This window comes from Pseudomonas sp. R1-1, assembly GCF_051132135.1.
In the GTDB taxonomy this organism is placed as follows: Bacteria; Pseudomonadota; Gammaproteobacteria; order Pseudomonadales; family Pseudomonadaceae; genus Aquipseudomonas.
The window spans coordinates 4,568,065-4,581,452 of record NZ_CP071663.1 but is presented as its reverse complement, the minus strand read 5'-3'; the positions used below and the strand labels follow the sequence as shown (position 1 = coordinate 4,581,452).

Here is a 13,388-nt window from a genome sequence, read left to right as displayed (position 1 = left end):
CTAGACCGCCGCCGAGCCGACACGGCCCTTGCGCAGTGCATCGATGACCGCTTCTTTCGGACCGTCAGCGACGACCCGGCCGTTATCCAGCACCAGCAAGCGATCGACCAGGCTCAACATCGAGGTACGGTGGGTGACCAGCAACAGGGTTTTGCCCTGCACCCATTGATGCAGCTTCAGCCGCAGCTGGTCTTCGCTGCTGTTGTCCATGGCGCTGGTGGGTTCGTCGAGCAGCATGATCGGCGGGTCGAGCAACAACGCGCGCGCCAGCAGCACGGCCTGACGCTGACCGCCGGAGAGCAATTGCCCGCGCTCGCCCACCGGGCGGTCGAAGCCTTGCGGGTGCTGGCGGGCCAGTTCGGTGACGCCGGTCAACTCGGCCACTTCAAGCATGCGTGCGTCGCTGACGTAGCGGGCGCCGAGGGTGAGATTGTCGCGCAGGCTGCCGGCCAGCAGCGGCAGATCGTGGGCGACGTAGCCGATCTGTTGGCGCAAATCAGCCACATCGAGCTGGCGCAGGTCGAGGCCATCAAGCAGTAGTTGGCCTTCTTCGGGTTCGTAGAAACCCATCACCAGCCGCGCCAGGGTGCTTTTGCCCGAGCCGCTGCGGCCGATGATGCCAACCCGTTCCCCGGGCTTGAGGCTGAAACTGACGTTGCTCAGCGCCGGCGCATTCTGACCGTTGTAATGAAAGGTCACGCCGCTGACGTCCAGCGCGCCTTGCAGTTGCGTGCGTTCCAGCGGCCGTTGCTTGCCGTCGCGTTCCTGCGGCAAGGCCATCAGCGCATCGGTGCTTTTCATGGTCAGTTGCGCTTGCTGATAGCGGGTGATCAGCCCGGCGATCTGCCCCAGCGGAGCGAGTACCCGGCTGCCGAGCATGTAGGTGGCGACCAGCGCACCGACGCTGAGGTTACCGGCAATGATGCTGTAGACCCCGGCGACAATCGTCGCCATCCCGGAAAACTGCTGAATGAACAAGGTGCCGTTGGTCGCCAGCGCCGAAAGATTGCGCGCATGGCTGTCGAGGCGGGTGAGGGCGCCGTGGGTGCTTTCCCATTTGTGCTGACGTTCGCTTTCGGCGCTGCAGGCCTTGAGGGTCTCCAGACCGCCGAGGGTTTCGATCAGCAGGGCCTGGCGTTCAGCGCCGAGGCTCAGGCTCTTTTGCACGGTGTCGCGCAGTTTGACCTGAATCACCATGGCGAAAATGATCGTGAGCGGGAACGCCAGCAGCGGAATCACCACCAGCCAGCCACCGAGCAGGCCGATCACTGCGAGCATCAACACCACAAATGGCAGGTCGATCAGGCTGGTCAAGGTCACGGCGGTGAGGAATTCGCGCAGCCCCTGAAAATCATGAATGCTTTGTGCGAACCCGCCGATGGTCGCCGGCCGCGCCTTCATCGACATGCCGGTGATGCGTTCGAACAAGGTCGCAGACAAAATCACATCGGTTTTCTTCCCGGCGGTATCGAGCAAATGCGCACGCACCACACGCAACACCAGCTCGAATCCTGTGCCGATCAACAGGCCGATCGACAGCACCCATAAGGTCGACGTGGCCTGGTTCGGTACCACGCGATCGTAGGTCTGCATGACGAACAGCGGCACCATCAGGCCCAGCAGGTTGATCAAAAAACTGGCGAGAATCGCGTCGCTGTACAGCCATTTCGACAGCTTCAAGGTGTCGCGAAACCATGCCTGCACCCGGGGCACCAGCGGCGCGCGCAGGTCTTCGAGTTCGTGCCGCGGCCGGGCGAACAAGGCCAGGCCGCTGTAATGTTCGGCGAGTTCGTCGCGGCTGACCCATTGCTCGCCGCCATCGGCTTCACTGGGCAGCAGCAACGCTTTGCCGTCGTCGCCGAAGCGCCGTAGCACCGCCGTGCGGCCGTCGTTGAGCAGTAGCAGGATCGGCAGGTTAAGCGGCGAGATGTCTTTCAGATCGCGACGCAGCAGCCGCGCCTGCAAACCGGCGCGGGCGGCCGCACGGGGCAGCAGATCCAGGCTCAGGCGTTGCTTGTCCAGCGGCAGCCCGGCACTCAGGCTGGCGCGGCTGACTATTGCACCGTGCAGTTTGCAGAGGATCAGCAGACCGTCGAGTAACGGATCATCGAAGCTTGCGCGCGGATCGATGCCGGCGGCGCCGGTTTCCATGCGGGTCATATTGATTGCCTCTGTTGAACGGGCTCGGTTATTCAGAGCAGCCACCCGATCGTTCCCACGCTCCGCGTGGGAATGCCTCAAGGGACGCTCCGCGTCCCAGTGACGTAGAGCGTCACGGGCTTCATTCCCACGCAGAGCGTGGGAACGATCAGAGGTGAAGGCGCCTGTGTGGGTTACTTCAACTCAGGCAAACGCGCCTGGTTTTTCACCTCGGTCGCGGCAATCGCATCGGCTGGCAGCACCACCCGCTGCTTGCTCAGCAACTGGCCCATATTCGCCAGCACGCGGTACATCGAGTATTCCTCGGTGTAGCGGATTTCGGTGTAGCGGCGGTTGGCGTTGTACAGCTCGTTTTCGCTGTCGAGCAGGTCGAGCAGGGTGCGTTGGCCGAGGCCGAACTGATCCTGGTAGGCGGCGCGTACGCGTTTGGTGGTTTCGGCGTATTCGCGCGCGGTCGGGGTTTGTTTCTTCGCGTTTTCCATGGCGTTCCAGGCCAGACGAATATTTTCGTTGAGCTGGCGCAGGGCGTTGTTACGGATGTCCATCGCCTGGTTGATGTCGTGGGCATTGGCCGCCAGGCGCGCCTTGTCGCTGCCGCCGCGGAACAGGTTGTAGTTCATCACCACACCGACGCGCCATTCGTTGTCGTGGCCTTCATCGCCCTGCACGTTGTTGTTCGCGCCCACTGCGGCTTCGGCATCGAAGCGCGGGTAGAACGGCGACTTCGCCACTTCGTACTGGCTTTCGGCAGACTGCACATCAGCCTGGGCCGATTTCAGGTACGGGTTGTTATCAACCATGCTCTGCTGGGCTTCACGCAGTTCGGTCGGCAGTTCGCCGCGGGTCGAGGCGGGCGTTTCCAGCTCATCGGGCATGCGCCCGACCACGCTGTAGAAATTCGATTCGGCGTCGGCCAGATCCACTTCGGCGGTATCGAGGTTGTTCTGCGCCAGCGCCTTACGTGCTACCGATTGATCGGAGTCGGCCGTGCTGCCGACGCCACGCTCGGTACGCAGGCCGATCTGGTCGTTGACCCGCAAGTGCGCCTGCAAGTTGTTTTTCGCCAGCGTCACCAGTTCGCGACGCTTGAGCACTTCGAGATAGACCTCGATGGTGCGCAGGGCCAGATCCTGCGCGGTACCTTGCGCGTAATAGGCGCGCGAGTTCGACACGCCTTTGGTGCGCTCGACCTCGTTGGCGGTGTTGAAGCCGTCAAAGATCATCTGCCGCAGACGCAGTTCGGACTGGGTGTAATTGAGGATCTCGGTGTTGTGGTTACCGAAAGCCCGGGTGTTGGTGTTGTCGCTGTAGCCGCGACCGTAGGCGGCATTCAGATCGACGGACGGATAGAAACCGCCCTTGGCAACTTTGACTTGCTCGTCTGCCGACAGCCGCGCATCCACGCGCGAAGCCAGTTCCGGGTGAGTGGCAATCGTGCTCTGAATGGCTTCAGTCAGATTCATGGCGTGGGCTTGAGAAGTGCAAGCCATGGCCAACAAAACCGCGCTGCAGAGGGGGGTTAGAACGCGCATGGGTGCATCTCCGTAAGTCCTGATGGTGTGTTACTGTCGCCAAATATTTGACGATATTTTAAGGTGTCGGCGTCTCACTCTTGTAACATCAGAGCTAAGAACATCCTGAAGCGTAGCTAAGAAAAAATTTTCATAAGGCTTATGCCAAAAAAAACTTATGCGGTTTTTCAAAAGCAGCACATTGTTCAGCTCGAAAGCCTTTGTTTTATGCGCTTTAGGGAGCTCAAAAAGGCTTGAGGAAAGTTCCATTCACTTTGCTTTCGACGGCGAAGTACTGCTGAAGGGGAGGGACGCGTAACGATTGGTGAGCGACAGATTTTTGTCACTCTGGTGATTCACCACCGTTACGTAGCGCTAGTGGGTGTGTTGCCTTGGACAGGGTGCCGAAGTGCTTGAATGCGCAGAGGTTTCCCCAACAAGGGCCCGCGAAACGAACTGTCGAGGGTGCGAGCGTCGCCCCCGACAACCCGATTGAGCCATGGGCTGCTTCGCGAACCAGTGCCGACGGTGGTCGGCAGCGGAGGATTTCACATGGCAACGCTCATCGGTACGGTCACAAAAGTCATTGGTCAGGTATTCGCTCAAGCGGGCGACGGCATCAAACGGCCGCTGTTCGAAGGCGATCGTTTGTATGCCGGCGATCAATTGATCACCGGCGCGGAAGGCGCGGTGGCGGTGAAACTGCAAAACGGCCAGGAGCTGACCCTCGGTCGCGGCAGCAGCATCACCATGACCGGGCAACTGCTGGCCGATCAGGCGGTGCCGGTGAACGTAGACGAAGCGCAGACCCCGAGCCAGGCGCAGTTGACCGATGTCGAGCAAATCCAGAAAGCCATCGCCGCCGGTGACGACCCCAGCCAAAGCGCCGAAGCCACCGCTGCCGGGCCCAACGCGCCGACCGGCAATACCGGTGAACTGGGCGGCGGTCACAGTTTTGTGCTGCTGAGCGAAGTCGGCGGCCGGGTCGACCCGATCATCGGTTTCCCCACCGCCGGTTTCAACGGCATCCCCGAGTTTCCCGACTATCGCCGCGACGCGGACAACGACAATGGCGATGACGCGCCCGCGCCGATCATTGCGCCACCGCCACCGGTGAACAACCCGGTGACGCTGATCGGCCTGGCCGTGCAGGGCGGCGAACTGTCGGTCAACGAAGCCAATCTGCCCAACGGCTCGGCCAGCAACAACGGCGCGCTGACCCAGAGCGGCACGTTCAGCATTTCTGCGCCTGATGGTCTGACCAGCCTGAGCATTGGCGGCATCAACATCATCGTTGGCGGCGTGGCGGTCGGCTTCCCGCAGTCGATCACTTCGCAATTGGGCAACACCCTGACGATCACCGGTTACAACCCGGCGACTGGCGTGGTCAGCTACAGCTACACCCTCACCGGCAACGAAACCCATTCGGCCGGTGACGGCGCGAATACCATCAGCGAACAGTTCACCGTGATCGCCGGCGACAGCAATGGCGACACGGCCACCGGCACCCTCGATGTCAACATCACCGACGACGTGCCCAAGGCGTTCGACGACAACAACGGCACCGCCTCGGAAACCCAGTTGACGCTGACCGGCAACGTGCTGACCAATGACGTGCAAGGCGCCGACCGCGTGCCGACTGGCCCGATCACGCCCGGCACCTTCACCGGTACTTACGGCACCCTGGTGCTCAATGCCGATGGCACTTACACCTACACGCTGAACACCAGCGACGCCGATTTCAAAGCGCTGACTGGCGGCGGCAATGGCACTGAAACCTTCGCCTACACGATCACCGACGCCGACGGCGATACCAGCACCGCCAACCTCGTCTTGCAGATCCACAACAATGACGATCCAGTGATCATCAACGGCCTGAACGTCGAGGGCGGTGAACTGACCGTCAACGAAAGCAACCTCAGCGACGGCAGCGCCCCGAATGCCGGCGCACTCACGCAAAGCGGCACCTTCACCATCACCGCGCTCGACGGCGTCAGCACCCTGACCGTCGGCGGTATCGCCGTGGTCACCAATGGCGTGGCCGCAGGCTTCCCGCAATCGGTCACCACGCCGCTAGGCAGCACGCTGACCATCACCGGTTTCAACGCTACAACCGGCGTGGTCAGCTACAGCTACACCCTGGTCGACAATGAAACCCACCCGAACGCCAACGGCACCAACAACCTGCCTGAGCAATTCGCGGTCACCGTGGTCGATGACAACGGCACGACCGCCACCGGCACCCTCGACGTCAACATCACCGACGACGTGCCCAAGGCGTTCGACGACAACAACGGCACCGCCTCGGAAACCCAGTTGACGCTGACCGGCAACGTGCTGACCAATGACGTGCAAGGCGCCGACCGCGTGCCGACTGGCCCGATCACGCCCGGCACCTTCACCGGTACTTACGGCACCCTGGTGCTCAATGCCGATGGCACTTACACCTACACGCTGAACACCAGCGACGCCGATTTCAAAGCGCTGACTGGCGGCGGCAATGGCACTGAAACCTTCGCCTACACGATCACCGACGCCGACGGCGATACCAGCACCGCCAACCTCGTCTTGCAGATCCACAACAATGACGATCCAGTGATCATCAACGGCCTCGACGTCAACGGTGGCGAGCTGACGGTCAACGAAAGCAACCTCAGCGACGGCAGCGCCCCGAATGCCGGAGCGCTGACCCAAAGCGGCACCTTCACCATCACCGCACTCGACGGCGTCACTACGCTCACTGTCGGCGGCATCAACGTGGTCACCAATGGCGTGGCCGCAGGCTTCCCGCAATCGATCACCACACCGCTGGGCAGCACGCTGACCATCACCGGTTACAACCCGGCCACGGGCGTGGTCAGTTACAGCTACACCCTGGTCGACAATGAAACCCACCCGAACGCCAACGGTACGAACAACCTGCCTGAGCAATTCGCCGTCACCGTGGTCGACGACAACGGCACCACCGCCACGGGCACCCTCGACGTCAACATCACCGACGACGTGCCCAAGGCGTTCGACGACAACAACGGCACTGCTTCGGAAACCCAACTGACGCTGACCGGCAACGTCCTGACCAACGACGTACAAGGCGCCGACCGCGTGCCGACTGGCCCAGTGACTGCCGGCACTTTCACCGGTACTTACGGTACCTTGGTGCTGAACGCCGATGGCACCTACACCTACACGCTCAACACCAGCGACGCCGATTTCAAAGCGCTGACCGGTGGCGGCAATGGCACCGAAACCTTCGCCTACACGATCACCGACGCCGACGGCGATACCAGCACCGCCAACCTCGTCTTGCAGATCCACAATAATGACGATCCAGTGATCATCAACGGCCTCGACGTCAACGGCGGCGAACTCACCGTCTACGAGAAAAACCTCAGCGACGGCACCAGTCCCGATACACCGGCCCTGACCCAGAGCGGCACCTTCACCGTCTCCGCGCTGGATGGCCTGCAAACCCTGACCGTGGGCGGCATCAACGTGGTGACCGGTGGCGTCGCCGCAGGCTTTCCACAATCGATCGTCACGCCGCTCGGCAGCACGTTGACCATCACCGGTTACAACCCGGCCACCGGCGTGGTCAGCTACAGCTACACCCTGGTCGACAACGAAGCTCATCCGAACGCCAACGGCGCCAACAGCATTACCGAGAACTTCAATGTCGTGGCCACGGACACCGATGGCAGCACAGCCAGCGGCCAGATCAACGTCAACATCGTCGACGACTTGCCGAGCGCATATGCCGACGCTGCGTCGGTGAAAGAGGGCGGCACGGTCAGCGGCAACGTGCTCAACAACGATATTGGCGGCGCGGATGGTCCGGCCGTCACTGGCGCGGTCGTCGGCGTGCGCGCCGGTGCCGACACGTCCACATCGGCCGTCGGCGGCCTCAATTCGCAGATCAATGGCACTTACGGCTACCTGACCCTCGACGCCAACGGCAATGCGGTTTATCACAGCAATCCCAACACCGTGAACGGCCCGGGCGCGGTGGACGTGTTCACTTACACCGTGCGTGATGCTGACGGCGATGAAAGCACCACCACCATCACCATCGACGTCTATAACAGTTGCCTGAAAGCGGTCAGCGACAGCGATGTCAGCGTCTATGAAAAAGCCCTCGATCTGAACAAGGACGGCCAGGATCTGGCAGCCGGCAGTGTGGTCGGCAGCGACCCGGGCAACAGCGGCGAAACCGCGTCCGGCACGCTGGTCGGTTCGGTCACCGGCGCGGTCGGTGCGATCAGTTATGCGCTGGTCGGCAGCGCCACCGGCAACTATGGGCAGATTCAGCTCAACCCCAACGGCACTTACACCTACACGCTGACCGCGCCGGCGACCACCACGCCGCAGGCCGACGACGGTGCCAACACCCTGACGGAAACCTTCACTTATCAGGCCACTGATTCACTGGACAACATTGTCACCAGTACGATTGTGATCAGCGTCGTCGACGACGTGCCGAAAGCGCTGAATGACAGCAACGCCAACAGCGCTTCGGAGAACCAGCTGAGCCTCACCGGAAATGTGCTGACCAACGATGTGCAAGGCGCCGACGTGGTGGCGACCGGACCGAATGCCGGACCGATCACCCCCGGCACCTTCACCGGTACTTACGGCACGCTGGTGCTCAACGCCAACGGTACCTATACCTATACGCTCAACACCAACGATGCAGACTTCAACAACCTCGGCGGCGGTGGCAACGGCAGCGAGACCTTCACCTACACCCTGACCGATGCCGACGGCGATACCAGCACCGCCAATCTGGTGCTGAACATCCATAACAATGACGACTCGATCTGCCTTGACGGCCTCGATGTGAAAGGCGGCGAACTGACCGTCTACGAGCGAAACCTCAGCGACGGCAGCAGCCCAGACACACCGGCTCTGACCCAGAACGGGACCTTCACGGTTACCGCCCTCGATGGCCTGCAAACCCTGACCGTCGGTGGCATCGCCGTGGTGAACAACGGTGTCGCCGCAGGCTTCCCGCAATCGGTCGTCTCGCCGCTGGGCAGCACCTTCACCGTCACTAGTTACAACCCGGCCACCGGTGTCGTGAGTTACAGCTACACCCTGGTCGATAACGAAACCCACCCGAACGCTAACGGCGCCAACAGCCTCACCGAGAACTTCGCCGTCGTCGCTACCGACACCGACGGCAGCAGCGCCAGCGGCCAGATCAACGTCAATATCGTCGACGATCTGCCGATTGCCAATCCGGATGCAGCCTCGGTTGCGGAAGGCGACACCGTCAGCGGCAACGTCTTCAGTAACGATGTGGGTGGCGCTGACGGCCCGGCGATCAGCGGCGCGGTGGTTGGCGTGCGGGCCGGCGCCGATACATCCACTTCTGCCATCGGCGGTTTGAATTCACAGATCAATGGCACTTACGGCTACCTGACCCTCGACGCCAACGGCAACGCCGTCTATCACAGCAATCCCAACGTGGTGAACGGCCCGGGCGCGGTGGACGTGTTCACCTACACCGTGCGCGATGCCGACGGTGACGAAAGCACCACCACCATAACCATCGACGTGCACGACAGCTGTCTGATAGCCGCCAGCGATGCTGACGTGACGGTCTTTGAAAAAGCCCTCGACCTGACCAAGGATGGCCAGGACCTCGCACCCGCTACGGTCAGCGGTAGCGATCCCGCCAACAGCGGCGAAACCGCGACCGGCACGCTGGTGGGTGCAGTTTCCGGCGGCACGGGTGCTATCACGTATACCCTGGTCGGCAGCGCCACCGGCAGCTACGGGCAGCTGCAGCTTAACGCCGACGGCACCTACACCTACACGCTGACCTCGGCGCCGAAAACCACGCCGAACGCCAACGACGGGCCGAACACCCTGAGCGAAAGCTTCACTTACAAAGCCACCGATGCGCTGGGCAACAGCACCACCAGCACACTGGTGGTGAACATCGTCGACGACGTGCCGAAAGCCGTCGCGTCGGATCGCTCGGTGGCGGCGGTGGAAATCGACTCCAACATCCTCATCGTTCTCGATATTTCCGGAAGCATGGCCGACGCCTCTGGTGTCCCAGGCCTGTCGCGGCTGGATCTGGCCAAGCAGGCGATCAGCGCCTTGCTCGAAAAATACGACGACCTCGGCGATGTGAAAGTGCAACTCGTCACCTTCAGCAGCGGCGCCACTGACCGCACCTCGGTGTGGGTCGATGTCGCCACGGCGAAAACCCTGCTCGCCGGGCTCAACGCCGGCGGCGGCACCAACTACGATGCCGCAGTCGCAGTGATGCAGAGCGCGTTCAACACCTCGGGCAAACTCACCGGGGCGCAGAACGTCGGTTACTTCTTTTCCGATGGAAAACCCAACGAGGGTGACATCGGCACGGCCGACGAAGCCGCGCTGAAAAACTTCCTCGATGCCAACAACATCAAGAACTACGCCATTGGCCTGGGCAGCGGCGTAAGCAATGCCAACCTCGACCCTCTCGCGTATGACGGCATCAGCCACACCAACACCAACGCGGTGGTGGTCACCGACCTCAATCAGCTCAACTCGGTGTTGTCCGGCACCGTGCAGGGCGCACCGGTCACTGGCTCGCTGCTCGGCGAGGGCGGTTCGTTCGGCGCCGATGGCGGTTTCATCAAGTCCATCGTGGTCGACGGCACCACCTACACCTACGATCCGAAAGCCCTCAGCGGCCAGGGCTCATTGACCGCGAGCGGCGGCGCCAATCACGGCACCTTCAACACCGCCAACAACACCTTGAGCATCGCCACCAACAACAGCGGCACGTTGCTGATCAACCTCGACACCGGCGAGTACACCTACACCTCGCAGAAAACCACCGCCGTGGTCATCACCGAGAACATCGGCTTCACCGTCAGCGACAACGACGGCGACCTCGCCAGCTCGACGCTGACCGTCAAAGTGATTCCCAACGCGCCACCGGTGGCGATGGACGATCACGTCATCACCAATGTGCTGTCGGGCAACATCGTGGTGCCGGGCGAACTGTTGCTGGCCAACGACACCGACCCCAACGGCGACACCCTCAACGCCACACCGACCAGTTTCAACACCGGCTGGATTTCAAAAGCGGCCGACTTCACCGGCACGGGCGCGATCCTTTTCAATAACCAGAACAACAACGCCGCCAACCAAAGTCTTGCCAACGTGCGCAACGCCTTCAATGCCAACGCCGCGACCATGACCGCCGTGCTCGTTGTCACGGGGTATCTCGGCTCGGTGAGCAACAGCAACGCCAACGACGAGGACCGCATCACCGTCAACCTGCGCCAGGGCGAAACCCTCAACCTGGATCACAACCTCGATCCCGGTCGGATCAGCATGGAGTACTCGCTCAATGGCGGCGCCTGGATTGCCCTGACTGACGGGCAAACCCTCACAGCGTCGGCCGATGGCGTTTACCAGATCCACATCACCAACATTGCCAACGCCACGGGTAACGGCAACCCGAACGGGGCGGAAAGCTATCAACTGACCCTGACGTTGAACTACGCAGGCGCCCATGACGTGACTGCGGATTATCACGGCACTTACACCGCCAACGACAACCACGGCGGCAGCGACACGGCCAACGTCAGCATCAGCTATCAGGACGGCCACATCCTCACCGGCACCGCCGGCGATGATGTGCTGGTGGCCGGCAACGGTGACAACATCATCAATGCCGGTGACGGCAACGATGTGCTCACCGCCGGTAGCGGCAACAACGAGCTGCACGGCGGCGCCGGCAATGACTTGCTCTACAGCGGCGCGGGCAACGACCTGCTCGACGGCGGCGCCGGCAGCGACACCGCCAGCTACGCCCACGCCACTGCTGGCGTCACCGTCAACCTCGGCCTGCTCGGCGCGCAAAACACCTTGGGCGCCGGCAGCGACACCCTGACCGGCATCGAAAACCTGCTTGGCTCGAACTTCAACGACAACCTCACCGGCGACAACAACAGCAACGTGATCAACGGCGGCCTCGGCAACGACACCTTGAACGGTGGCGGTGGTGACGACCTGCTGATCGGCGGCCTGGGCAACAACACCCTGACCGGCGGCGCTGGCGCCGACACCTTCCAGTGGCTCAAGGGCAACAGCGGCCACGACCTGATCACCGACTTCACCCCCGGCACCGACAAGCTCGACCTGTCGCAACTGCTGCAAGGCGAAAACGCCAGCACCGCCTCGCTGGACGACTATTTGCACTTCACCGTCAGCGGCAGCGGCGCCTCGGTGATGACCAGCATCGACGTCAGCGCCATGGCCGGCGCCACGCCGAACCAGACCATCGACCTGGCCGGCGTCAACCTCGCCAGTCACTACGGCGTCACGCCGGGGGCGGGCGGCATGGTGGCTGGCGGGCATGACACGGCGACGATCATCAGCGGCATGTTGAATGATCATTCGTTGAAGGTGGATACGGTGTAAGCGCCGTCCGAAACGAAAAAACCGCCGTCCCGGTTATCGGGACGGCGGTTTTTTTTTCTGCCTGAGGGTGCTGCGTTGTTCATGCGTCAGTCTTCGCGAGCAGGCTCGCTCCCACAGTGGACCGCGATCAACCAATGTGGGAACGAGCCTGCTCGCGAAGGGGCCAGAACTGACACCGATCCAACAGCTGCCGATTGATCGTTCCCACGCTCTGCGTGGGAATGCCTCAAGGGACGCTCCGCGTTCCAGCTGTGGAGGGGACGCGGAGCGTCCCGGGCTGCATTCCTTTGCTGCGCGTGGGAACGATCATCGGTGGCGCTACTGCGGCAACTCCAGATTATCCAGCACCCGATTCATCGCCAGCTCGCCGAGCATGATCAGTTGCGCGATCCCCAGCAGTGTTCTGCGTTGCGACGCCGGTATGAGGTTGGCGAAGTCATTGGCGATGGTTCTGGCCGAGGCGAGGGTTTCGCAGGCATTGGCCAGCAGTTCCTCGTTTTTGAAGTCGGCGGTCACGGCGTACATCGTGCGTTTTTTACGCGGCGGTGGCGGGGAGCCGGGCGGGCAGAGGTAATGATCGAGGGCGCGGTCGGCGGCGTCGTGGAGTTTGGTGGAGTCGAGGGATTCGTAGGGGGAGGTGGGGTCGGTTGCGGGTGGGTTGGGGGTTGGTTTGATCATGCGAAGCTCCTATAAAGTGGAGCCGCCCAGAACTGTCGCTAAACAGTAAGGTGGCGGCTGTACGCAGGTTAGCGAACCGGTTATAGGCACCCGGCAGACCCGAAGGTCTCCCACATACAGCCACCATAACGAAGTTGCAGACATATTGAGCCGCAACGAAGCCTGGAGCGCTGATGCACCTATTTAAGATCCGGGTCGCTAAACCCGATCGCTGATTCGTCAGCGACCGGACCACAATAGAACCCGACCCCAAAGCGCACAAGCCGGCGGATTCTGGCTTGGCTGTAGGCAATGGCGCAAGGATTTGTAGCCTTGGAGGCGTGTCTGGAGGTGTCTTTTAAACACTTCAGTTTAAAAGGCAAAAAACGGGCGAAGATCTGGGGAAACCGTGGTCTGTCCCCTTTAATCTCTAAATATCCTTGCCACTGATGCCATAGCAGGAAAGGTCTGGGTGAAAACGTGGTCTGTCCCCGATAACCCATCCCCGATAACCCAGGAAGGTAAATAAATCCGTCTCCTTTTCTTTTTGGTTAGGCGACCTGACACCGAGATCTTTGTGTTTATAGTTTCGGGCCGATTGCGATTTTGGCCAGAACATTCCAATTGGTTCTT

At 61.6% G+C, this 13,388-nt stretch carries 4 protein-coding genes; 1 reads left to right on the top strand and 3 read right to left on the bottom strand.

Annotated elements, in window-relative coordinates:
- Both J3P75_RS20480 and J3P75_RS20475 read right to left on the bottom strand, forming a co-directional pair.
- Complete coding sequence (locus tag J3P75_RS20480; RefSeq protein ID WP_434707967.1) at positions 1-2,160, bottom strand: type I secretion system permease/ATPase; 2,160 nt, start codon at positions 2,158-2,160, stop codon at positions 1-3.
- A gap of 173 nt (positions 2,161-2,333) precedes the next feature.
- Positions 2,334-3,692, bottom strand: a complete 1,359-nt coding sequence (locus J3P75_RS20475; RefSeq protein ID WP_093103615.1) for a TolC family outer membrane protein — start codon at positions 3,690-3,692, stop codon at positions 2,334-2,336.
- A 531-nt stretch (positions 3,693-4,223) separates the two neighbouring features.
- Between J3P75_RS20475 and J3P75_RS20470 the strand changes: the two genes are divergently transcribed.
- A complete protein-coding gene (locus J3P75_RS20470) occupies positions 4,224-12,098 on the top strand; it encodes a retention module-containing protein (RefSeq protein WP_434707966.1) in 7,875 nt (2,624 codons plus the stop codon).
- A 318-nt stretch (positions 12,099-12,416) separates the two neighbouring features.
- Here the strand turns inward: J3P75_RS20470 and J3P75_RS20465 are convergent, their stop codons facing one another.
- Positions 12,417-12,776 (bottom strand): DUF6124 family protein, encoded by a 360-nt coding sequence (locus tag J3P75_RS20465; RefSeq protein ID WP_090282289.1) that lies wholly within the window; start codon positions 12,774-12,776, stop codon positions 12,417-12,419.
- Between the last annotated feature and the right edge of the window lie 612 nt (positions 12,777-13,388).